Source organism: Streptomyces sp. NPDC045846 (genome assembly GCF_056431605.1).
This window is the reverse complement of record NZ_JBWKKJ010000018.1, coordinates 1-22,819: the sequence shown is the minus strand read 5'-3', so window position 1 is coordinate 22,819 and position 22,819 is coordinate 1. Positions and strand designations below refer to the sequence as shown.

At 72.2% G+C, this 22,819-nt stretch carries 19 protein-coding genes; 11 read left to right on the top strand and 8 right to left on the bottom strand.

The window, feature by feature from the left end; translation table 11 throughout:
- Positions 1 to 321 precede the first annotated feature (321 nt).
- Positions 322 to 609, bottom strand: a complete 288-nt coding sequence (locus AC07F3_RS35860) for a chorismate mutase (RefSeq protein ID WP_114037126.1) — start codon at positions 607 to 609, stop codon at positions 322 to 324.
- A gap of 315 nt (positions 610 to 924) precedes the next feature.
- Between AC07F3_RS35860 and guaA the strand changes: the two genes are divergently transcribed.
- The 4 genes from guaA (at position 925) to AC07F3_RS35840 (ending at position 5,390) form a co-directional block, all read left to right on the top strand.
- Positions 925 to 2,514 (top strand): glutamine-hydrolyzing GMP synthase, encoded by a 1,590-nt coding sequence (guaA, locus tag AC07F3_RS35855; RefSeq protein ID WP_479118908.1) that lies wholly within the window; start codon positions 925 to 927, stop codon positions 2,512 to 2,514.
- A gap of 107 nt (positions 2,515 to 2,621) precedes the next feature.
- A complete protein-coding gene (locus AC07F3_RS35850) occupies positions 2,622 to 3,410 on the top strand; it encodes a class II aldolase/adducin family protein (RefSeq protein WP_479118906.1) in 789 nt (262 codons plus the stop codon).
- Between the two features lie 121 nt (positions 3,411 to 3,531).
- Positions 3,532 to 4,776, top strand: coding sequence for a hypothetical protein (locus AC07F3_RS35845; RefSeq protein WP_479118905.1), 1,245 nt, complete (start codon positions 3,532 to 3,534; stop codon positions 4,774 to 4,776).
- 95 nt (positions 4,777 to 4,871) lie between these two features.
- The gene (locus AC07F3_RS35840) at positions 4,872 to 5,390 is read left to right on the top strand and encodes a DoxX family protein (protein ID WP_479118904.1); all 519 of its coding nucleotides are present in this window, start codon (positions 4,872 to 4,874) and stop codon (positions 5,388 to 5,390) included.
- On the opposite strand, the gene AC07F3_RS35835 is transcribed toward AC07F3_RS35840, so the two are convergent.
- Both AC07F3_RS35835 and AC07F3_RS35830 read right to left on the bottom strand, forming a co-directional pair.
- Positions 5,294 to 5,560 carry a hypothetical protein gene (locus AC07F3_RS35835; RefSeq protein ID WP_479118902.1) on the bottom strand — a complete coding sequence of 89 codons (267 nt, stop codon included), beginning with the start codon at positions 5,558 to 5,560 and terminating at the stop codon, positions 5,294 to 5,296. The genes AC07F3_RS35840 and AC07F3_RS35835 overlap by 97 nt on opposite strands.
- Entirely contained in the window at positions 5,547 to 6,836 is a 1,290-nt protein-coding gene (locus AC07F3_RS35830; protein ID WP_479118901.1) for a PspC domain-containing protein, read from the bottom strand. Before AC07F3_RS35830 ends, AC07F3_RS35835 begins: the two co-directional genes overlap by 14 nt.
- A gap of 193 nt (positions 6,837 to 7,029) precedes the next feature.
- On the opposite strand from AC07F3_RS35830, the gene AC07F3_RS35825 reads away from it, so the two are divergent.
- The 4 genes from AC07F3_RS35825 to AC07F3_RS35810 all read left to right on the top strand — a co-directional run bounded on the left by AC07F3_RS35825 (position 7,030) and on the right by AC07F3_RS35810 (position 11,529).
- The gene (locus AC07F3_RS35825; RefSeq protein ID WP_479118900.1) at positions 7,030 to 8,310 is read left to right on the top strand and encodes a PspC domain-containing protein; all 1,281 of its coding nucleotides are present in this window, start codon (positions 7,030 to 7,032) and stop codon (positions 8,308 to 8,310) included.
- Positions 8,307 to 8,987, top strand: coding sequence for a LuxR C-terminal-related transcriptional regulator (locus AC07F3_RS35820; protein ID WP_479118899.1), 681 nt, complete (start codon positions 8,307 to 8,309; stop codon positions 8,985 to 8,987). Before AC07F3_RS35825 ends, AC07F3_RS35820 begins: the two co-directional genes overlap by 4 nt.
- 95 nt (positions 8,988 to 9,082) lie before the next feature.
- Positions 9,083 to 10,312 carry an alpha/beta hydrolase gene (locus AC07F3_RS35815; protein ID WP_479119000.1) on the top strand — a complete coding sequence of 410 codons (1,230 nt, stop codon included), beginning with the start codon at positions 9,083 to 9,085 and terminating at the stop codon, positions 10,310 to 10,312.
- Between the two features lie 80 nt (positions 10,313 to 10,392).
- Positions 10,393 to 11,529, top strand: a complete 1,137-nt coding sequence (locus tag AC07F3_RS35810; protein ID WP_479118898.1) for an alpha/beta hydrolase — start codon at positions 10,393 to 10,395, stop codon at positions 11,527 to 11,529.
- A gap of 24 nt (positions 11,530 to 11,553) precedes the next feature.
- On the opposite strand, the gene AC07F3_RS35805 is transcribed toward AC07F3_RS35810, so the two are convergent.
- Entirely contained in the window at positions 11,554 to 12,606 is a 1,053-nt protein-coding gene (locus tag AC07F3_RS35805; RefSeq protein WP_479118897.1) for a C40 family peptidase, read from the bottom strand.
- Positions 12,607 to 12,970: 364 nt separating this feature from the next.
- On the opposite strand from AC07F3_RS35805, the gene AC07F3_RS35800 reads away from it, so the two are divergent.
- Entirely contained in the window at positions 12,971 to 13,324 is a 354-nt protein-coding gene (locus AC07F3_RS35800) for a hypothetical protein (RefSeq protein ID WP_479118896.1), read from the top strand.
- A 10-nt stretch (positions 13,325 to 13,334) separates the two neighbouring features.
- Here the strand turns inward: AC07F3_RS35800 and AC07F3_RS35795 are convergent, their stop codons facing one another.
- A complete protein-coding gene (locus AC07F3_RS35795) occupies positions 13,335 to 14,450 on the bottom strand; it encodes a C40 family peptidase (protein ID WP_479118895.1) in 1,116 nt (371 codons plus the stop codon).
- A 201-nt stretch (positions 14,451 to 14,651) separates the two neighbouring features.
- On the opposite strand from AC07F3_RS35795, the gene pcrA reads away from it, so the two are divergent.
- The gene (pcrA, locus tag AC07F3_RS35790; RefSeq protein WP_479118893.1) at positions 14,652 to 17,123 is read left to right on the top strand and encodes a DNA helicase PcrA; all 2,472 of its coding nucleotides are present in this window, start codon (positions 14,652 to 14,654) and stop codon (positions 17,121 to 17,123) included.
- Between the two features lie 9 nt (positions 17,124 to 17,132).
- Here the strand turns inward: pcrA and AC07F3_RS35785 are convergent, their stop codons facing one another.
- The gene (locus AC07F3_RS35785; RefSeq protein WP_479118892.1) at positions 17,133 to 18,671 is read right to left on the bottom strand and encodes a M23 family metallopeptidase; all 1,539 of its coding nucleotides are present in this window, start codon (positions 18,669 to 18,671) and stop codon (positions 17,133 to 17,135) included.
- A gap of 412 nt (positions 18,672 to 19,083) precedes the next feature.
- The gene (locus AC07F3_RS35780; RefSeq protein ID WP_479118891.1) at positions 19,084 to 19,908 is read right to left on the bottom strand and encodes an alpha/beta hydrolase; all 825 of its coding nucleotides are present in this window, start codon (positions 19,906 to 19,908) and stop codon (positions 19,084 to 19,086) included.
- 383 nt (positions 19,909 to 20,291) lie between these two features.
- Between AC07F3_RS35780 and AC07F3_RS35775 the strand changes: the two genes are divergently transcribed.
- Positions 20,292 to 20,705 (top strand): coenzyme B12-dependent isobutyryl CoA mutase small subunit, encoded by a 414-nt coding sequence (locus AC07F3_RS35775; RefSeq protein ID WP_114037111.1) that lies wholly within the window; start codon positions 20,292 to 20,294, stop codon positions 20,703 to 20,705.
- Between the two features lie 313 nt (positions 20,706 to 21,018).
- On the opposite strand, the gene AC07F3_RS35770 is transcribed toward AC07F3_RS35775, so the two are convergent.
- A complete protein-coding gene (locus tag AC07F3_RS35770) occupies positions 21,019 to 22,623 on the bottom strand; it encodes a DUF5691 domain-containing protein (RefSeq protein ID WP_479118890.1) in 1,605 nt (534 codons plus the stop codon).
- Positions 22,624 to 22,819 lie beyond the last annotated feature (196 nt).

The window sequence follows — 22,819 nt, the reverse complement described above, 5'->3', positions numbered from 1 at the left end:
ATGGCAACGGAGGTACGGGGTACGGGACGTGTCCTGCATCGTGCTGGATGGGCTGCGCCCGCCGCAGCGTTCGGACCGGATGCGGCCGGCCCCGGGCGTCCCCGGAACCGACCGCCCTTACGGGGTGACCGGGCTGCTGTCCCCTGCCGTCCGGTCACGCACACTGGGGCGAGGTCCCACGACGCACTTGCAGGTGCGTCACACGCCCCAGCGGAGCCACGCGTGGTTTCTTCGGGCCCGCCCCTGGCTGGCACGGACACCCCACCAACGAAGCCGGGCCCGGCTCGGTCACGGCGCCGTACGGGTGAGGAGCGCCCGAACTCAGATACGTCCCCGGCACAGCTCCAGCATCGTCATCGCGAGCGCGGTACCGGGCTTGCCGAGCGCGTCGCGGAAGCGGGCGAGGACCTCCATCTCGCGGTTCAGGTTGACCCGGCGGCCGCCGGAGGCGATCCGGGACTCCTGGATGACGGCCGAGACGGCCATGCGTTCCTGGATGAGGCCGATGATGTGGTCGTCGAGGGCGTCGATGCGCTCGCGCGCGCCGGTGATCACCGCGGCGGCCTCGTCGGTGCGGGCGCCGGTCTTCTCGGTGACGGACGTGCTCATGGGGGCTCCTCGGAAGGGATGCGGCGCCCCGGATCGGCAAGGACCGGAAAGGACAGAGCGCCCCGGGCCTTGTCGGCCCGGGGCGCTCTGGGAAGTTTCGCTTGTCAGATGCTCAAGCAGCACAGCCCATGGCGCCCGGCGGGCCGGGTGCCATAGGTAAAGACGAAGGTCTGGTGCTTGCGCATGCGCCCAGTATGGACCGATGCGTCGAGCGCGGGCCAATCCGGGTTCGGATGGTGAGACGAACCCGGACCCGTGCGCCCCGGTAGAATCGACAAATACCGACCCCCTCCCACTGCCGGAAGGCCGCCACCCGTGCCAGCAGCACCCTCCGCAGCCGCGCCCGACAGCAACCCGGACGTCGTCCTGGTTGTCGACTTCGGCGCGCAGTACGCCCAGCTCATCGCCCGCCGCGTCCGCGAGGCCCGGGTCTACAGCGAGATCGTCCCGAGCAGCATGCCCGTGGCCGAGATGCTGGCCAGGAACCCGAAGGCGATCATCCTGTCCGGCGGCCCGTCCTCGGTGTACGCCGAGGGTGCCCCGCGCCTGGACCGCGAGATCTTCGAGGCCGGGGTGCCGGTCTTCGGCATGTGCTACGGCTTCCAGCTGATGGCGACGACGCTGGGCGGCACGGTCGACGACAACGGCGCCCGCGAGTACGGCCGCACCCCGCTGACCGTCTCCAAGCAGGGCTCCACCCTCTTCGAGGGCACCCCGGCCGAGCAGTCGGTGTGGATGTCGCACGGCGACGCCTGCTCCGCGGCTCCCGAGGGCTTCACGGTGACGGCCTCCACCGACGTCGTCCCGGTGGCCGCCTTCGAGAACGACGAGAAGAAGCTGTACGGCGTCCAGTACCACCCCGAGGTGCTGCACTCCACGCACGGCCAGCAGATCCTGGAGCACTTCCTCTACCGCGGCGCGGGCATCGAGCCGACGTGGACGACGCACAACGTCGTCGAGGAGCAGGTCGCCCTCATCCGCGAGCAGGTCGGCAGCAAGCGCGCGATCTGCGGCCTGTCCGGCGGCGTGGACTCCGCGGTCGCCGCGGCCCTCGTCCAGAAGGCCATCGGCTCGCAGCTGACCTGCGTGTACGTCGACCACGGCCTGATGCGCAAGGGCGAGACCGAGCAGGTCGAGAAGGACTTCGTGGCCGCCACCGGCGTCCAGCTGAAGGTCGTCGACGCGCAGGAGCGTTTCCTCACCGCGCTCGCCGGGGTCTCCGACCCGGAGACCAAGCGGAAGATCATCGGCCGCGAGTTCATCCGCGTCTTCGAGCAGGCCCAGCTGGAGATCCTCCAGGAGGACGGCCCCGAGGTCGCCTTCCTCGTGCAGGGCACCCTGTACCCGGACGTCGTCGAGTCCGGCGGCGGCACCGGCACCGCGAACATCAAGTCGCACCACAACGTGGGCGGCCTGCCCGACGACATCGAGTTCGAGCTCGTCGAGCCGCTGCGCAAGCTGTTCAAGGACGAGGTCCGCATGGTCGGCCAGGAGCTCGGCCTCCCCGACGAGATCGTCCAGCGCCAGCCCTTCCCCGGCCCCGGCCTGGGCATCCGCATCGTCGGCGAGGTCACCAAGGACCGCCTCGACCTGCTGCGCGAGGCCGACGCCATCGCCCGCGAGGAGCTGACCGCGGCCGGCCTGGACCGCGAGATCTGGCAGTGCCCGGTCGTGCTGCTCGCCGACGTGCGCTCGGTGGGCGTCCAGGGCGACGGCCGCACCTACGGCCACCCGATCGTGCTGCGCCCGGTCTCCTCGGAGGACGCCATGACGGCGGACTGGACGCGGATGCCGTACGACGTGCTGGCGAAGATCTCCACCCGCATCACCAACGAGGTCGCCGACGTCAACCGCGTCGTCCTCGACGTGACGAGCAAGCCCCCGGGCACCATCGAGTGGGAGTAGCCCCCACCGCTCACCGACGGCGTCGCCTCCCCAGGGGGCGGCGCCGTCGTCGTTGCCGGGGCCGCACGACTCTGTTCACCTGCGGGGACGCGAGGTAGCTTCCGGCCATGACTGAGATGCCCGAGCCGATACCGGTGGACCAGTTGCGGTTCGATCTGCCGCCCGTCCACGAGGACCCCGCCGAGGAGCGGCAGTACCGCAAGGAGCGGCTCGCGGGCGCGCTGAGACTCTTCGCCCGGTTCGGGTACGAGGAAGGCGTGTCGGGCCATGTCACCGCGCGCGATCCCGAGTGGCCGGATTGCTACTGGGTGAACCCCTTCGGTGTGCCGTTCGCGCATGTCACCGCGGGTGAGCTCGTCCTGGTCAACGGGGACGGGCAGGTCGTGCGGGGGAGTCACCACGTCAACCAGGCCGCGTTCACCGTGCACGCCGAGGTGCACCGGGCCCGCCCCGACGCGGTCGCCGTCGTCCACACGCACTCGACGTACGGGCGGGCCCTCGCGGCCCTGGGCGACTTCGTCGAGCCGTACACACAGGAGGCCTGCGCCTTCTTCGAGGACCACGCGGTGTACGACGCCTACACCGGGGTGGTCGTCGACGCGGAGGAGGCGCGGCGGATCGCGGAGGCGCTCGCCTCGTACAAGGCGGTCGTGCTGCGCAACCACGGGCTGCTCACCGTCGGGGACTCCGTGGACGCGGCGGCCTGGTGGTTCATCTCGATGGAGCGGTGCGCGCGGGTGCAGCTCGCGGCGCGGGCAGCCGGGAAGCCGGTGCCCATCGACCGGCGGGACGCGGTGGCGACCAAGGAGCAGCTCGGCAGCGATCTCGTGGCATGGATCAACTACCAGCCGCTGTGGCGGCAGATCAGCCGGGCGGAGCCCGAACTCCTGTCGTAGTACGTCAATTTGATGGTGCGTCAATCACCCTCGCAGCCAGGCGGTGCCGACCGGAGGGCCGGTTTGGTGCGCGACAATTCCCTTACGGTTCAAGGAGTTCGGCGCACGGACGGAGTTCCCGGTGGCGGTGCAGGAGGCTCGGCAATGCGGCGGTGACTGCGTGCACGGCGCGCGGGACGGGCACCGGCGCGCGGTGGCGGCGTTCCTCGCCAAGCGGGACGGTCTCGCCGCGGGCGAAGGGCTGCCGGCGGCCCTCGCGCACTCCGCCGGGGCCTCCCGCCAGTGGGTCTCGGACGAGCTGACGCAGTCCGCCCGGCTGGTCGCCGAGCGCGGCCGGGAGGCGGGCCGGACCTGGCCGGAACGGGTCTGGCGCGGCACGCTGCTGACGGTGTGGGGCGGGGTGTTCGTCCTGTCCCTGGCCGAGGCGGCCACCGCGATCGGTGCGGGCTGGACGGCGGCCCGCACCGCCGGTCTCCTGTCGGCGCTGGCCGTGGCGGTCCTGCTGACGGCGGCGGCGTATCTGCACCGCTCGCGCGGCGGCCTCCTCGCTCCCGTGCTCGGCGAGGACAACCGCCTCTCCACCTCGCGCGCGGTCGCGGCGGCCTGGATCCTGTTCGCGGTGTTCGCGGCCCTGGTCCTCGCGCTGCGGCTGGCCTCGGCGTCCGGCCGAGCCGACCGCGAGAAGGTCCTGCGCGGTCTCGAACTCGCCCACTGCGTCGGCCTGTTGACGATCGTGTTCCTCACCTCGCTGATCGCGGTGGTGGTCCGCCGGGTCGTGACGGTGCGCATCCACGGGCAGCGGCTCCAGAAGGTGCGCGCCGACCGGCCGCGCGGGGCCGACCTCATGACGGACGACGCGGGGCGGAGCAGCTTCGCGGACGCCCAGTACGTGGCGGTGACCTTGGTGACGGTCCTCTTCGCGGCCGTCCGGCTGGCCCGCGGACCCGAGCAACTCCCGGACCTGCCCTGGGGGTTGGCGGCCCTGGCGCTGGTCTCCGCGGCGACGTACATCGCCGGGAAGTACGCGGAGGGCGGCCGCCCGGTGATCCTCTCCGTCGTACGGGCCCGGGAGGCGGGCGACCTGGACGCGCCCATCCGCACCGGGGACGACATCGAGATCCGGGGCGCGGGGTTCGTCCCGCCGGGCGCGGGCACGCCGGACCGGCTGGCCCGGATGGTGGTCCGGATCGGGGCGGTCCACGTCCACGTCCCCCTCATCCCCGTCCCCGGCGGCTTCGCGAACCCGACGGATGGGGTGCTGACGGTGCCCGTGCCGGTGGACGTGGAGGCGGGGCGGGTCGAGGTGCGGGTGGTGACGGCCGCGGGAGTGGAGACCAACGGGGTGTTCGTCGAGGTGGCCGAGTAGGGGAGTGCGGTCCTTCCCGGGGTGGGATTGAGACACGCGTTCCCCCCGTCCGTATCGTCTGGTGACAGGCGAATTGGATGGAGGCGGGATCAGCCATGGCACATGGATACGCGACCAGGGTGCGGGCCGGGGCGGACCAGGCCCGGGGGTGGCAGGCCACGGCCCGCACGTACGCGCTGCTGCCCCTGCGGATCTTCCTCGGCGTGACGTTCGTGTACGCCGGCCTGGACAAGCTCACGGACCGCGCCTTCTTCCACGCCAGCGGCACCGGGTCCATCGGCGAGCTGATGCGCGGCGTGCGCGACAGCTCGGCGGTCCCGGCCCTCGTGGACCTCGCCCTGAAGAGCCCCTCGGGGTTCGGCTACGCCATCGCGCTGGGCGAGCTGGCCGTCGGCATCGGCACGCTGCTCGGCCTGTTCGGACGGCTCGCGGCGCTCGGCGGCGCGCTGATCTCGCTCTCCCTGTGGCTCACGGTGAGCTGGCAGACCACCCCGTACTACTACGGAAACGACCTCGCCTACTTGATGGCCTGGCTGCCGCTGGTGCTGGCCGGGACGCCGTTGCTGTCCGCGGACGCGCTGCTCGCCGGCCGACGGCGCCTGCGCACCCCGTAGTCGATCCAGCTGACCAGCGCGGCGATCCCGAGACCGCCGCAGACCAGCGGGATCGCCACCGGGGACGGGGTGTTCCACCGGCCGGCCGCGTCCCCGGCGAACAGGACCGCGGTGGCGGTCAGCGCGAGCCCGGCCACGCATTTGCCGGGACGGAACTCATGACGCAGCACGGTCCACCTCCGCCTGGCCGACGCCGACCTTGAGGTGCAGTTCCAGTGTGCCGGCGGGCTTCGCGCCGGCGGGTGGGGTCAGGGTCATGGTCCGCTTCTCGCCCGGGGATACCTGGATGTCGTCCGCCCGCTCGCCGGGCAGCCGGATGTCGCCGAGGCCCAGATCGAAACTGACCCGCACGGTCACGTCCCTCGGCACGACGATCTTCGCCTTGCCCGCGCCGACCTCGGCGCTGGTCGTCACGGTCTTTCCCGGGGGCACGGCGACCCGGCTCAGATCGAGGGTGCCGACCCCCGTGCCGAGGTGGTAATCCGGCCGCACCTCGCCGATCGCTGCGGGTGTCCAGTCGGTCCGTATCCAGTGCGAGTCGATGGACTTGGGCAGCCCCGCGGACACCGCGAGCAGGGCTGCGGTGAGCACGGCGAGGAACAGGGTGCCGAAGCCCGTACGGCCGAGGAACGAGCTCAGGATCAGGCCCAGTCCGAACACGGCGAGCGCGGCGGCGAACCCGATCTGAAGGCCGGTGCCGAGCGGCTGGTGGTCCCGGGCGCCGCCGAACCCGGCCCCGAAGGCGAGCAGCGCCGCGAGGAAGACGAGGCCCCCGATGGAGCGCGGCCCGCGGCTCGCGCGCACCGCCGCCTTCGCGGCCTTGCGGGCCCCGGCGACCGGGGTGGCGTCCGCGTCGGCGGGCCCCCACAGATAGCCGCCCGCGACCGGGCCCGTGGTGCCGTCCTTGACGATCGGGTCCCGCCACCAGGACGGCGGGGACGGCGCGGGAGGCGCCTTCGTCTCGGGCGGCGCGTCGGCGACGGCCTGGGCGGCGACCGGGTCGAGCGGGCCGTCACCGGGCGTCATGGTGCGGCGCTGGGACCAGACGGCGGCGCCCGCGAGGAGCAGCGCGAGCAGCACGGCGAACGTCATCACCGAGCCGTTCCGCAGCATCGTCAGGAAGATCCCGCAGCCCGCCAGGGCCATCAGCACGGCGACCAGGGCCGCACCCTCGACGCGGCCGGTGAGTAGCCGGCGGGCCTCGTTCTCGTCCTGGCCGTCCAACGGCAGGAGCAGCCAGGCGAATCCGTAGAAGACCAGGCCGAGGCCGCCGGTGACGGCGAGCACGCCGAGCCCGATCCGGAAGATCACCGGGTCGAGGTCGCAGTACCGGCCGAGGCCGCCGCAGACTCCGCCGATGACCTTGTTGCGGCCGCTGCGGCGCAGCTGCGGGGCCTCGGGGGCCGGATCGGGCGGCGCGAGGGGCGTCTCGGTCGGCGTGCTCATACGTACATGGTGACGGGCGGGCGCCGCGCTCGGCACCTGCCCCGACCCTGGCCGCACCCTGATTTCGTCCCTGAGGGGGCACCCGTCCCACCCGCGGGGGAGGCGGCCTCCCCCGCGCGCGGGGGTTTCCCTCAGGGAAGCCTGGGGGCCAACCCTGATGTCCGGCGGCCCGCGCTCGTGTGACGATCGGGGCATGTCAGTCGCCACCCCCCGCCTGTCGCCGCCCGAGGCCGACGAAGTGCCGGTCCGCAAGCTGTACCGCTCCGCCGAGGGGCGGATGCTCGGCGGCGTCGCACGCGGGCTCGCCGGACACCTCGGCCTCCCGGTGGTGTGGGTGCGCGTCGTCTTCCTCGGGCTGCTCACGATCAACGGCCTCGGGGCGCTGCTGTACGCGGTGTTCTGGTTCGTGGTGCCGCTGGGCCTCGGGGGTGCGACGGCGGGGGCGCGCTCCGCCTTCGAGGTCAGCCCGGACGGCCGCCGCAGGCTGCGCAAGCCCGACAAGGGCCAGGTCGTCGCGCTGATCGCGCTGGTCTTCGGCGCCGCGATCTTCGCGTCCAAGGTGGACGTGGGCGGCTGGGCCAATCCGTACATCTTCCCCAGCGTGCTCATCGGCGTCGGCGTCGTCCTGGTATGGCGCCAGGCCGACAACACCCGCCGGGCCCGCTGGACCGAGGGGGCCCGGCGCAGCCGGTGGCTCCCGGTGGCCCGGGGTCTCGCCGGGGTCGCCCTGGTCGGTACGGGGCTGACCGGCTTCGTGGTGGTCAACGGCTCGGCGGCCCAGCTCGGCAACGTCCTGACCGCCGCGATAGCGGTGCTCGCCGGTATCGCCCTGCTGGCCGGGCCCTATCTGGTGCGCATGACGCAGGACCTGTCGGCGGAGCGCCTGATGCGCATCCGGGCGCAGGAGCGGGCCGAAGTGGCGGCGCACGTCCACGATTCGGTGCTGCACACCCTGACCCTGATCCAGCGCAACGCGGAGAACGTCGGCGAGGTGCGGCGCCTGGCCCGGGCCCAGGAGCGCGAGCTGCGCGCCTGGTTGTACAAGCCGGAGGGCACCGGCAAGGACAAGGAGGAGGAACCGGCGACGCTCGCCGAGGCCGTGAAGAAGGCGGCGGCCGAGGTCGAGGACAAGCACGGCGTCCCGCTGGAGGTGGTCGTCGTGGGCGACTGCCCGCTGGACGACGGCCTGTCCGCACAGATGCAGGCCGCGCGCGAGGCCATGGTGAACGCGGCCAAGTACGGTGGCGAGGGCGGCGCCGTCCAGGTGTACGCGGAGGTCGAGGGCCGCACGGTCTTCGTCTCCGTGCGCGACCGGGGTCCCGGATTCGATCCGGACGCGGTGCCCGCCGACCGGATGGGCGTACGAGAATCAATCATCGGCCGGATGCAGCGCAACGGCGGTACGGCGAGGCTGCGTTCGGTGCCCGGCGGGGGCACGGAGGTCGAGCTGGAGATGGAGAGGGCAGAGGGATGACCGAGGAAACGACAGGCCGCCACGTCAGGGTGGTCCTCGTCGACGACCACCGGATGTTCCGCACCGGAGTCCAGGCGGAGATCGGCCGGACCGAGAGCACGGGCGTCGAGGTGGTCGGCGAGGCCGCCGACGTCGACCAGGCGGTCACCGTCATCACCGCGACCCGCCCCGAGGTCGTGCTCCTCGACGTCCACCTGCCCGGGGGCGGCGGCGTCGAGGTGCTGCGCCGCTCGGCGGCCATGATGGCGGACGCCGAGAACCCGGTCCGCTTCCTCGCGCTGTCCGTCTCGGACGCCGCGGAAGACGTGATCGGGGTGATCCGCGGGGGAGCCCGGGGCTACGTCACCAAGACCATCACCGGCACCGACCTGGTCGACTCGATCTTCCGGGTGCAGGACGGCGACGCGGTGTTCTCGCCGCGCCTGGCGGGCTTCGTCCTGGACGCCTTCGCCTCCACGGACGCGCCGCCGGTCGACGAGGACATGGACCGCCTCACCCAGCGCGAGCGCGAGGTGCTGCGGCTGATCGCCCGGGGCTACGCCTACAAGGAGATCGCCAAGCAGCTGTTCATCTCCGTCAAGACGGTCGAGTCGCACGTCTCCGCGGTGCTGCGCAAGCTCCAGTTGTCCAACCGCCACGAGCTGACCCGCTGGGCCACGGCGCGTCGACTGGTCTGAGCGGCGCCGGAAAGCGGTCTCCGGCGGTTTTACCTACGTAAAACCATGGCAAAACCGGCAACCCGGACGCGCGCATGTCACTCTTGCCGGACGTGATGAGCCTGACCGGGACCCCCTTCTTCGTGACCGCGATCGTCGTGGCCGCGCTCGCCGTTCTGGTGCCGCTGCTGGTCTGGCACCGGGTCGGCGGGCCGGCCGTGGTGCGCGGGGCCGTGCGGATCCTCATGGTGCTCCTCGCCCAGGCCTCCGCCGTCGTCGTGGTGTTCGTCGCGGTCAACAACGCCAACGGCCTCTACGACACGTGGGGCGACCTGCTCGGCACCGACAGCCACGTCGGTGCCGCGCCCAACCTCGGCGTCGACGGCACCGGCGGCCGCAGCATCGCCAAGGAGCCCCCGGTCAAGCAGGCCTTCGCGCCGGTCGACGACGCGGCCCTGGGCACCGGCGTCATGGTCACGCAGCTGACCGGCCGGGTCTCGGGGGCCGACGGCGAGGTGTACGTGTGGCTGCCGCCGCAGTACGACGACCCGGCCTACCGCGACAAGAGCTTCCCCGTGGTGGAGCTGCTGCCGGGCTACCCCGGCTCGGCCAAGGACTGGTTCACCAACCTCGACGTGACCGAGCAGCTGCGGCCGCTGATGGTGAACGGCGAGGTCAAGCCGTTCATCCTGGTCGCGCCGCGCACCTCGCTGCTGGCCGGGCAGGACACCGGCTGCGCCAACGTGCCGGGCGTCGTGAACGCCGACACGTGGCTGAGCGTGGACGTCCGCAAGATGGTCACCGACAACTTCCGCGCCGGGACGGCCGCGGACGGCTGGGCCGTGGCCGGGATATCGGCCGGCGCGCACTGCTCGGCCAAGCTCGCCGTCGAGCACCCCGACCGCTACCGCGCGGGCATCGCGCTGTCCGGCTACAACGACCCGGCCGCCGAGTCCGACTCGATCACCGCGGGCGACCCGGTGTTGCGCCGCGAGACCAACCCGCTGTGGATACTCACCCACGCCAAGCACCCGCCGCGCACCTCGCTCTTCCTCTCCGGGCAGCCCGGCGACGGCTACGAGGACGGCCTCGCGCTGCGCGGGGCCGCGAAGGCGCCCACCCAGGTGTGGGTGCAGAAGACCGGCGGCGGTCATCTCAACGTGGTGTGGAAGCCGCTCCTGCCGGAGGTGTTCCGCTGGCTGTCCGGCCAGGTCAGCGGCGTACAGAACACGAAGGACCCGAAGGGCGCCAAGGATGCCGGGGGCGGGCCGCGGCCCTACGGCGGGGGCGCCAGGGCCCTGGTGGTGCGGGCCGCGAGCGGCGGGGACGCACGGGGTGAGAAGTAAAGGGCACAGGGCGTCACCTTTGGTAAAACGCTGGTAAAACGGGCAACTGGTGTTCGTGGCGTGCCCTCTTCCCGGGCGTGATGAGCCTGACCGGAACCCCCTTCCTCGTGATCGCGATCCTCGCGGCCGTGGCTGCCCTGCTGCTGCCCCTCGTCCTGTGGACGAGGATCGGCGGGCCGGCCGTCGTGCGCTGGGTGTCCCGGCTCTTCATGCTGGGCTTCGCCCAGGTCACCGCGATCCTCGTGGTCTTCCTGTTCGTGAACAACGCCAACGGCCTGTACGACACCTGGGACGACCTGCTCGGCGGCGGCAACCACGTGAACGCCGCGCCGGACCTCGGCCCCGACGGCACGGGCGGCAAGAACGCGGCCACCGGCCCCAAGGTCAAGCAGAAGTTCGAGCCGTACACGAACAAGGTCGGCAAGGGCGTGATGAAGACCACGCTCAAGGGCCAGGTTTCCGGCGTCGAGGGCGATGTGGCGGTGTGGCTGCCGCCGCAGTACGACGACCCGGCGTACAAGGACAAGACCTTCCCCGTCGTCGAGCTGCTGCCCGGTTACCCCGGGTCCATAGGTGCCTGGTTCGGCACCCTCAAGACGCAGGAACAGCTCACGCCGATGATGGAGAAGGGCGAGGTCGCGCCCTTCATCCTGGTCTCGCCGCGCACCACCCTCCTGGACGGCAAGGACACCGGCTGCGCCAACGTGCCCGGGGTCGTGAACGCCGACACGTGGCTGAGCGTGGACGTCCGCAAGATGGTCACCGACAACTTCCGGGCCGCCACCGGCGCCGACGGCTGGGCCGTCGCCGGATACTCGGCGGGCGCCCACTGCGCGGCCAAGCTCGCCATCGAGCACCCCGACCGCTACCGGGCCGGAGTCGACCTGTCCGGCTACAACGACCCGGCCGCCGAGAAGGACTCGATCACCGCGAAGGACCCGAAGCTGCGCGAGGAGACCAACCCGCTGTGGATCCTCAAGCACGCCAAGACCCCGCCGCACGTCTCGCTGTTCGTCTCGGGTGAGCAGACCGACGGCTACAACGACGGGCTCGCCCTGAAGAAGGCCGCCAAGGCGCCCACCGCGGTGACCGTGGTCAGGCTCAACGGCGGCGGGCACGCCAGCGTGGTGTGGAAGAGCCAGGTCCCGGACGTCTTCCGGTGGCTGACCAAGGAGATGGGCGCGGGCGCCAAGGTCGTCCCCGAACAAGGGGTCTGACGCTCCGTCAGGAGGGTTCGGCGCTCACGCGGGCCGGACGGCCCCGGCGAACGGCATCTGGTCGATCGGCGCGATCCGCACCGGCGCCCCCGGGTGCGGCGCGTGGATCATCTGCCCACCGCCGATGTAGAGCCCCACATGACTGATCCCGGAGTAGAAGAACACCAGGTCGCCCGGCGCGAGTTGGGACCGCGGAACCCGGCTGCCCGCGTTGATCTGGGTGTACGTGGTCCGCGGCAGCTGCACCCCGGCCGAGCGCCAGGCGGCCTGGGTGAGGCCCGAGCAGTCGAAGGACGAGGGGCCGGTGGCGCCCCAGACGTACGGCTTGCCGAGCGCGCCGTAGGCGAAGGCGACGGCGGCCGCGGCGCGTGAGCTGGGGGCCGCGATCGGCCCCCGCGGGGCATCGGCGGAGCGGCTGGCCCGGGCGTCCGCGGGGGCCGCGTCGGACGCGTCGTAGGCGGCCCGCTCCGGCGCGGTGAGCTGCGCGAGCAGGGCCTCGGCCGCGGTGATCTTCGACTGGATGTCGCTCTTCTGCTTCCGCAGCGTGGACTGCTTGCCGCGCAGCTCCGTGAGCTTCCCGTCGGCCGTGGAGTGCAGCCGGTCGAGCTCGGCGAGCTGCTTGCGGACCCCCGCCACGGCGATCACGGTCCGGTCCCCGGCGCGCTCGGCGAGCGCGGCGTCGTCCAGGTAGCGCTTCGGGTCGGACGACAGGATCAGCTGGAGCTCGGGGGCGACCGCCCCGCTGCGGTACTGGGCGGCCGCGAGCGAACCCAGCGCGTTGCGCGCGGTGTTGAGCTGCTGGGTCCTGCGGGCGGCCTCGTCGCGCAGTTGGTTCAGGGAACGCTCGGCCGCGTCCGCCTGCTCCTTCGTCCCGTCGTACGCCTCCGTCGCGGCTTCCGCGTCGTGGTACAGCTGGTCCACCTTGGCCTTCACCTGCGCCGGGGTGAGCTTGGGATCGGCGTGCCCGGAGCCCTCGAAGAGGGTGGCGGTGGCCGCCGACGCCAGGGCGAGCGTCGCGGCGGTGCGGGCGGCGGGGCCGGTGAGCGGATGCTGCTTGGGCTTTCGGTGCGCAGCCACGAGGGCCTTCACGTCCTTCCGTACGGCAGTGCTTCCGCGCTGCGGCCCCCGGGGGAGGGGCCGTTCCGACGACGGACCGCACAGGGGGAGCGGCCCGCCGCCGGATCTTTCGGCGGTGGTGACCGACAGCCGCCCAGCGGAGCGGCGGCGGTGGGGAGTCGGCCACCTGGGGGAGGACGCTAAACCTGGACGACACGGCCGAGCGACGTAATGACAGCAAGTGCCCCTTTCCGGCGTGTGCGTGACCGACTCCGACCGAAGCCGGGGCGATGGCCCGCAGGGGTCCGCGCCTGCTGTGACCGAAGTGCCGGTCGGGCCCCACCCGCCGCACGGCGCCTGCTACGAGGGAATTAGGCTCCGGCTCATGGACGTACTCATCAAGGCCGTCGTCGGCCTGCACATCATCGGCATCGCGGCGCTGCTCGGCGGATTCCTGACGCAGATGAAGGCGATGAGCGCGGGCACCGCCCGCTTCGTCCCCGGGATGCTCCACGGCGCGCTGACGATGCTGGTCACGGGTGTCGCCCTGGTCGGCCTCAACCAGGCCGACGGCAACACCCTCAACACCGTCAAGCTCGGCGTGAAGCTCGCGCTCCTGATCGTGATCCTCGGCCTCGTCTATGTGAAGCGGGACGAGGAGAAGGTCGAGAAGGGCGCGTTCGCGGCGGTCGGCGGCCTCACCGTCGCGAACATCTTCATCGCGCTGCTCTGGACCTGAGCCCCGGCGGTCAGCCGGGCCGCACGCTGCCGTGGATCGGCATGTAGTAGATCGACTCCTCGCGTACGTACGCCCCGGAGTGCGGCGCGTGGATCATCATCCCGTTGCCGATGTACATGCCGACGTGACTGATGTCGTCGTAGAAGAACACCAGGTCACCGGGGTGCAGATCGGCCGTCGCCACCTGTGTGCCCGTCTTCACCTGGTCCCAGGTCGTGCGCGGCAGGTCCACCCCCGCCGCCCTCCAGGCGGCCTGGGTGAGGCCCGAGCAGTCGTAGGAGGACGGCCCGACCGCGCCCCACACGTACGGCTTGCCGATCTGGGCCCGGGCGAAGGCGAGGGCGCGGGCCGCCTTGGCCGTGTTGGACGAGGACGTGCCGGAGGGCGCGGCGGGGCCGTCGGCCGCGGGCGGGGCGGCCTTCTTCGCGGCCGCCGCCTGCCGCGCGGCCAGCTCGGCGGCCCGGCGCCGCGCCTCCTCCTGCTTCCTCTGCTCGGCCGCCGCGAGCCGCGCCTTCTCCTGGGCCGTCAGCGTCGACAGCAGGGTGCGGGCGGCCGCGAGCCTGGTCTGCACGTCCTGCTTGCCCGCCCGCAGTGTCTGCTGCGAGGTGGTCAGGGCGGCCAGGCTCCGGCTCGCCTCGGCCCGCTTCTTCGCGTTCGCGGCCCGCTCGCTCTCGAACGTGGTCAGGGTCCGCTGCTGCTCGTCGGAGAGCCGGCCCATCAGCTGGCGCTGGTCGAAGAAGGCCCGGGGATCGTTGGAGAACAGCAGCGCCATCGTGGGCGTGACCCCGCCGTCGCGGTACTGGGCCGCGGCGTAGCCCCCGATGATCCGCCGGGTGTCGTTCAGCTTCGCGGTGCCGGCCGCCACTTGGTCGAGCAGCGCGTCGGCCTTGGCGCGCTGGGTGGTGGCGGCCTCCTTGGCCGCGTCGTACTTCTGGGTGGCCAGGTCCGCCTGCCGGTAGAGGTCGTCGACCTTCTTCTGCACCTCTTCGACGCTCGGCCGCGGCGCGGCGGGCGCGGCATCGGCGCTCTGCGCGAGCAGGCTCACGGAGGCGAGCGCGGCCGTCGTCACGCCCAGTGCGGGCGCGGTGGTGGATATTCGGGTGCGCGGCTTGCGGTGGGAGGGCAAGGCCGACACCTCCTCCCGGATCCTTCCGGACGGGGGCGTTCCCCGGCTGCTGCGGCACGCTAGCCAACTCCCGTGTCCCAAGGGAAGGTTGATGTCCGACAGGCCCGATACATTCCCGTGACCTTCACGGTGCGTAGCCGTGGACCCTCTCTCCGAAGGCGGCGGCCAACTGTCAGACCGGCGGCCTAGACTCGGGAGACGATGAGCAGCCTCTTTGACGACAGCTTCCTGGCGGACCTCCAGCCCTCGGAGGAGGAGCACCCGCCGCCCCCCGAGGAGCCGCACGCACCCGAGCCGGTGCCGGACGACCTGTTCGGGGGCCGTTTCGACGCGCCCGTGGACCGCGACGCGTACTACCGCGGCGGCGCCCCGCGCCCGGCGATCGACGCCGCGGCCCTCCTGGAGGGGCTGAACGAACAGCAGCGCGCCGCCGTGGTGCACGCCGGCTCGCCGCTGCTCATCGTGGCCGGCGCCGGCTCCGGCAAGACCCGGGTGCTCACCCACCGCATCGCCCACCTCCTCGCGACCCGCGGGGTGCACCCCGGCCAGATCCTCGCGATCACCTTCACCAACAAGGCCGCGGGCGAGATGAAGGAGCGCGTCGAGCAGCTCGTCGGCCCGCGCGCCAACGCGATGTGGGTCATGACCTTCCACAGCGCGTGCGTGCGCATCCTGCGCCGCGAGTCGAAGAGGCTCGGCTTCACCTCGTCGTTCTCGATCTACGACGCGGCCGACTCCAAGCGCCTGATGGCGCTGGTCTGCCGCGACCTCGACCTGGACCCGAAGCGATTCCCGCCGAAGTCGTTCAGCGCCAAGGTCTCCAACCTCAAGAACGAGCTGATCGACGAGGAGACCTTCGCGGGCCAGGCCGCGGACGGCTTCGAGAAGACGCTCGCCCAGGCGTACACGATGTACCAGGCGCGGCTGCGCGAGGCCAACGCGCTCGACTTCGACGACATCATCATGACGACCGTCCACCTCCTCCAGGCCTTCCCGGACGTGGCCGAGCACTACCGGCTGCGCTTCCGGCACGTCCTGGTCGACGAGTACCAGGACACCAACCACGCCCAGTACACGCTGGTGCGCGAGCTGGTGGGCCCGGCCGGGGAGGCGCAGGCGCCCGCCGAGCTGTGCGTGGTCGGTGACGCCGACCAGTCGATCTACGCCTTCCGCGGCGCGACGATCCGCAACATCCTCCAGTTCGAGGAGGACTACCCGAGCGCGACGACGATCCTCCTGGAGCAGAACTACCGCTCCACCCAGACGATCCTGTCCGCCGCCAACGCGGTGATCGAGCGCAACGAGAGCCGCCGCCCGAAGAACCTGTGGACGGACGCGGGACCGGGCGCGCAGATCACCGGCTATGTCGCCGACACCGAGCACGACGAGGCGCAGTTCGTCGCCGACGAGATCGACCGCCTCACCGACCAGGGCGAGGCCAAGGCGGGCGACGTCGCGGTCTTCTACCGCACCAACGCGCAGTCCCGTGTCTTCGAAGAGATCTTCATCCGGGTCGGCCTGCCCTACAAGGTCGTCGGCGGCGTCCGGTTCTACGAGCGCAAGGAGGTCAGGGACGTCCTGGCCTATCTGCGCGTGCTGTCGAACGGCGAGGACACCGTCCCGCTGCGCCGCATCCTCAACGTGCCCAAGCGCGGCATCGGCGAGCGCGCCGAAGCGATGATCGACGCACTGGCGCTGCGCGAGAAGATCACCTTCCCGCAGGCGCTGCGCCGCGTCGACGAGGCGTACGGCATGGCGGCCCGCTCGGCCAACGCCGTCAAGCGTTTCAACGTGCTCATGGAGGAGCTCCGCACGATCGTCGACTCCGGCGCGGGCCCCGCCGTCGTCCTCGAAGCCGTGCTCGAACGCACCGGCTACCTGGCCGAGTTGCAGGCTTCCACCGACCCGCAGGACGAGACCCGCATCGAGAACCTCCAGGAACTGGCCGCCGTGGCCCTGGAGTTCGAGCAGGAGCGCCGGGAGGCCGAGGGCGCCGAAGGAGCGGGGGCGGGCACCCTCGCCGAGTTCCTGGAGAAGGTGGCCCTGGTCGCCGACTCCGACCAGATCCCCGATGAGGACGAGGACGGCTCCGGAGTCATCACCCTGATGACCCTGCACACCGCCAAGGGCCTCGAATTCCCGGTCGTGTTCCTCACCGGCATGGAGGACGGCGTCTTCCCGCACATGCGGGCGCTCGGCCAGGTCAAGGAGCTGGAGGAGGAGCGCCGCCTCGCCTACGTGGGCATCACCCGCGCCCGCGAGCGGCTGTACCTGACCCGCTCCTCGATGCGCAGCGCCTGGGGCCAGCCCTCGTACAACCCGGCGTCCCGCTTCCTCGAGGAGATCCCGGTCCAGCACCTGGAGTGGAAGCGGACCGGCCCGATGGCCGCCCCGGCGGGCCCCATGTCGGGCAAGTCGCTCGGCGGCGGGATCGGCAACTCGCTGTCCTCGTCCCGCTCGAAGGCCGGCCCCTCGGGCTTCGCGACGCGGCGCGGCAACGACAAGCCGGTGATCGCCCTGTCCGTCGGCGACCGCGTCACGCACGACCAGTTCGGGCTGGGCACCGTGATGTCGGTGACCGGCTCGGGCTCGGACGCGCAGGCCACGATCGACTTCGGGGACGAGCGCCCCAAGAAGCTCCTGCTGCGGTACGCCCCGGTCGAGAAGCTCTGACCGGTCCGGTTACGTCGGGTCCAGGCCGTGGCTGCGCAGCCACGGCAGGGGGTCTATCGACGAGCCGCCGCCCGGCCGCACCTCGAAGTGGAGGTGCGGTCCGGTGGAGTTGCCGGAGTTCCCCGAGTACGCGATGACGTCGCCGGCCTTCACCGGACCCGAGCGGATCTTGGTGCTGGACAGGTGGCAGTACCAGGTCTCGGTACCGTCGGCGCCGGTCACTATGGCCATGTTTCCGTACGCGCTGTTCCACTGCGTGCGGACCGTGCCGTCGATCGCGGACATCACCGGGGTGCCGTACGACACCGGGAAGTCGATGCCGGTGTGCACCGACATCCAGTTGACGCCGGCCTGCCCGTAGTACGCGCTGAGCCCCTTCTGCGTCACCGGCAGGACGAACTTGGGGCGCGCGGCCTCCTTGGCGGCGGCCGCGTCCTCCTTTTTCTTCTTCTCCGCGTCCTGGCGGGCCTTGAGGTCGATACGTTCCTGCGTCCGGCTGGCCCGGTCGGCGAAGCTGTTCGCGTCCGCGCTGAGGTTGGCGAGCTGGGTGTCCAGCTTGGTGTTGGCCGCGACCGGCTTGACCGACGCGGGATCGGAGGCCGCCGTCACCGTGGCGCCCTCGTCCTTGCCGCCGGTGAGTCCGCTCACCGAGGCGACCGCGACACCCGCGACCCCCATCACGCACACGGACGGCACCGCGACGGTCAGCAGCGCCGACCGCTTGGCGGGGGTGCGCCGCCGACGTCCCGCACCGCGCCGGGCCTCGGCCCGCGAGCCGGGGACCACCACCTCGGGCAGCTCGGCGTCGCCGGCCTCCGGCTCGGCCTCGTCCGCAAGGTCCGCACCGAGCTCGACCTGCGGGAACTCGGCTGTCTCGTACGGGAGTCGAGGCTCGGACGGCTCGGGCTCGCCATCGGCCCGGGGGAACGTGCTCGTCGTGTCGGCCACCGCGTTCCAGGCGGTGGCGTCGTACGTGCCGGTCTCCGACCGCGTGCCCGGCACGGCCCACTGGCCCGTCGTGTCGTACGCGGAGACGAAGGCGCTGTTGTCGTACTGACCGGTGCCCTGCGCCTGGTGCCACGCGTTGGCGTCCCACTGGCCCGTCGTGTCGAAGGCGCCCGTGTCGAAGGCGCTCGTCGCGAAGGTGCCGGTGTCGGAGCCCTGGGTCGGGAGGACCGGGGTGGTGAAGGTGCCGGTGTCGAACTGGCCGGTGTGGAAGGCGCCCGTGTGGAACGTGCCGGTGTCGAACGTCGCGGTCTCGAACGTGCCGGTGGCGCCGTCGGGTTCGTACGAGGTCGCCTGGTGCGGAAGGGTCCACTGGCCGGTGCTGTCGTACGGGGAGGCGAGGGCGCCGGTGTCGAACTGGCCCGTGCCGCCTGCCGCGTAGCCGTTCTGCTCGGCGTAACCGGCCTGCATCGCCCCGAAGAGCGGATCGACGGCGAAGCCCGAAGTGTCGGCCGGGTGGGCACCGTCGCCGCCATGGCCACTGCTGCCGTTGAGGTAACCGTCGTGTCCGACGAACCCGGCGTGGGCGTGCTGGTCAGTCACCAACTTCTCTCTCGCCTCGGCAACAGAACCTGCGGCCGGGGCCCGAAGGATCGGGGGTCCCGGGGACGGCAGTGGCGTGACTGTACCCGGCGGTACCGGACAGCGACAATCTCCGGACGGTCCCGCGGTTACGGGAAACGGGCAATCAGCCGCCTTTGGGTGGACTGTGGGCCGAGCCTTGGCCGTGCGTTCGAGGGATGTTCGATGCGGGGTGGGGGTTTTGGGGTTTGGGGGCTCAGGCGCCAGATCCGATTTCGCTCGGCTCGGGGTGCGTCCTCGTGGTGCGGCGGCGTCCGCGTGGTGCCGGGGGCGCGGCGGCGTGTCCCGTGGTGCTCGGTGTGTGTCCTTGTGGTGCGGCAGCGTCCCCGGAGCGCGGGGGTGCGTTCCCTTGGTGCCCGCGGCGTGTCCCCCGTCAGGCCACCGAGAACGCGTCCTGGTCGGCCGCCTCCGGTTCCCCCGCCGCCAGCGCCTGGCGCACCCCCGCCGCGACAGCCGGGTGGACCGGCATCGCCAGATGCCCGATCCCGGTGACCCGGACGTTCTGCGCGAGCAGATCCGGGTGCTCGATCCGGGCCGTCTCGACCGGAATCATCAGCGTGTCGAGATCGCTCCAGAAGCTCACGAACCGGGTGCGGATGTCGGGCGCGGGACCGCGCAACTCCTCGACCAGCTCGGAGCCGGGACACATCTGCCGCACGATCGGGTGAGCGTGCGCGAGCTGTGCCGAGCGTGTGCCGGAGTGCGGCGTACCCAGCGTGACGAGCGTACGGACCCGGAGGTCACCGCCCAGCCGCTGCACGTAGTACCGCGCTATCAGACCGCCCAGGCTGTGCCCCACTATGTCCACCTCGCGGTGGCCGGTGCGGGCGCAGATCTCCTCCACATGGCGGCCGAGCAGCTCGGCGGCCACCCTGATGTCGCAGGTCAGCGGCGAGTAGTTGAGCGATTCGAGATGCCGCCAGCCGTGCCGGGCCAGCGAACGGCGCAGCAGCACGAACACGGACCGGTTGTCGATGAAGCCGTGCAGCAGGACCACCGGCGGATGCGAGCGCCCAGCGGTGGGCAGCTGCGGAGCGGTCGCCGGGTCGGGTGCGGGATGCCGCTCGGGGGCCAGACCGGACGGGTACAGGAGCAGGTGCCCGGCCAGGACGGCCAGATCCAGCGCGGTGGCCCGGATCAGCGCCGCCGACAGCCACGCGCGGCGCAGACACAGCGGCAGAAGCGAAAAGACCTGCACGGCGGCGACCTCCCGAATGGCACGCGGGAGGCCGCTCCGTCCCCCGTGTGCCCTCATGGGGCTCCGCCTGTGAAGCGCTCCCGCCCGAGCCGGCCCCGAAAACGCGAGGGGCCGGACCACCGTGCTGCGCGGCTGACAGCACGGTGGTGCGGCGCCTTCGTAGCGGCTCCCCTTGCGACCGCCCCCACCGTGACGGCCGCCCTCCGACTGGGTGCCCAGGGGGTGACTGATGCGGGTACGGTGCAAAACGAACGTGTCCCACGTGTGATTTCCCCCTCCCTCTCCACCGTGAAACGGCGGGTTGCGGGATGCTGTCGATAACGTTCGTTCACTTCCCCGGCTCTTTGGTGCGGGGGGCGCAGGTGGGACATGTGGAGGCAGTGATGGGTGTAACTGGTCCGATCCGCGTGGTGGTGGCCAAGCCGGGGCTCGACGGTCACGATCGCGGGGCCAAGGTCATCGCGCGGGCGCTGCGTGACGCCGGCATGGAGGTCATCTACACCGGGCTGCACCAGACGCCCGAGCAGATCGTCGACACCGCGATCCAGGAGGACGCCGACGCGATCGGCCTCTCGATCCTCTCCGGCGCGCACAACACGCTGTTCGCGAAGGTGCTGGAGCTCCTGAAGGAGCGGGACGCGGAGGACATCAAGGTCTTCGGTGGCGGCATCATCCCGGAGGCGGACATCCCGCCGCTGAAGGAGCTCGGGGTCGCGGAGATCTTCACGCCGGGGGCGACCACGGCGTCGATCGTGACCTGGGTCAACTCCAACGTCCGCCAGCCCGCAGGAGCCTAACCCCCTGGGCCCCGCTGCCAGGGGCGCGGGGAACTGCGCGAGCAACCAGGCACGGTCCGCAGCCGAAGGGAGCGGGCTGGGCTTGGGCACCCTGCCGAGGGGCACGCTGCTAGGGGCGCGGGGAACTGCGCGAGCAACGACGCACGGTCCGCAGCCGAAGGGATCGGGCTGGGCTTGGGCACCCTGCCGAGGGGCACGCTGCTAGGGGCGCGGGGAACTGCGCGAGCCACCACGCATGGTCCGCAGCCGAAGGGAGCCGGCTGGGCTTGGGCACCCTGCCCGGAAGCTAGGGGCGCGGGGCAGAGCCCAGGGCCTACCCGGCCAGTTCCTCGCGCATCACCCCCCGCAACCGCAACGTGGCCACCAGCCGCTGGAACGCCTCCGCCCAGTACCCCCCGGCCCCCGGCGACGCCCCCTCCTCCTCCGGCGGCGTAGCCGTCAGCGCGTCCAGGCGGGCGGACTCCGACGGGTCGAGGCAGCGCTCGGCCAGGCCCATGACGCCGCTGAAGCTCCACGGGTAGCTGCCCGCGTCCCGGGCGATCTCCAGCGCGTCCACCACGGCGCGGCCCAGCGCGCCTGCCCACGGCACCACGCACACCCCGAGCAGCTGGAACGCCTCCGACAGCCCGTGTGCGGAGATGAACCGGGCCACCCAGTCCGCCCGTTCGTCCTCCCCGAGGATGGACAGCAGCTTGGCCCGTTCGGCCAGCGACGCCGTGCCCACGCCCTGGCCGGGCGAGGCCGACGGGGGCCCGAGCAGCGCCCGTGACCACTCCGCGTCGTGCTGACGCACCGCCGCCCGGCACCAGGCGGCATGCAGCTCGTCCGCCCACTCGTCGGCCACGGGCAGCGCCACGATGTCCCGGGGCGCTCGCCCGCCCAGCCGCCCCGGCCACGTCGCGAGCGGGGCCGACTCCACCAACTGGCCAAGCCACCACGACCGTTCGCCCCGTCCGCCCGGAGGCCGCGGGGCGACCCCGTCCCTCTGCATCGCCGCATCGCACTCGTGCGGCGCCTCCACCGCGATGGCCGCCCCGTCGCCCGTCCGGTCCAGGGACACGCAGGACGCCGCACGCTGCGCCATCCTCCCCGCCAGCGCGGAACCCGGCAGAGCGGAGAGGAGCTCCGCCGCCGTCGCCCGGACGTTGCGGCTGCGGTCGGCCAGTGCCCACTCCAGGAACGGCTCGTCGGCCGCCGACAGTCCGCCGCGCAGGGAGTCCAGGAACATCAGCCGGTCCTCGGCCCGCTCGGTCGCCCACGTCGCGGCGAGCAGCGCGCGGGCCGCCTCCGGGTCGTACGCCCGTACCGCACCGAGCAGGGCGACCCGCTCCGCGAACAGGCCCTCGTCCCAGAGGAGTTGTACGGCCTCGGCATCCCCGGGGTCGGGAACCACCGCGCTTCCCGACGCGCCGCGCAGCGCGAAGCGCCACTCCGGGTTGTGCCGGGCCAGCCACAATCCGCGCGGGCCCGCGAAGGCGAGGGCCTGGGGGCGCAGGTCGGTGCGGGCCCGGGCGGCGTCGAGCAGCGTGGGCAGCAGCTCGGCGGGGGCGCGCAGGCCGCGCTCGTTGGCCAGGGCCAGCCACTGCGGGAGCAACTCGCCCAGGTCGGGCGCGCTTCCGCGCCGGCCCCCGGCATGCGCGGGTGCCGAACGGTCGGCCAGCAGCAGGGCCAGGCGGCGCCGGGCCGCCTCCGGTGGTGCGGGTCGGTCGTCGGGCGGGGCGGGGGGCGGGTGTATTGGCGCGGGCGCGGGGAGCAGGCCTGCTCTGCGGCGCAGGGTGTGCGTCGCGGCGGCGTCTAGGAGTTGCTCGGGTGTGCCGGTTGTCGGACGTCGGTGGGTGCCCAGCAGGGCGGCGGTCACCAGGTCGTTCCAGGTGCTGGCATGGGGGGTCGGGGCTGTCGTGGCCGTGGTGGTGGGCATCAGGTTCCCCTTCGTTGAGCGTCGTTCGGGTGTGTGCTGTGGGCTCGTGCGGCGCCGCCCTTCGGTCGGCAGTGCGGCCGGGTGCGGTGGGCCGGGATCGTGGCTTCGCCGGTACGTATCGCACCGCCGGAGCGTGGGGGCGTGGACGCGACGGGGTACCTCCTCATACGTCGCGCCGTTCCGCCCACCGAAAAGC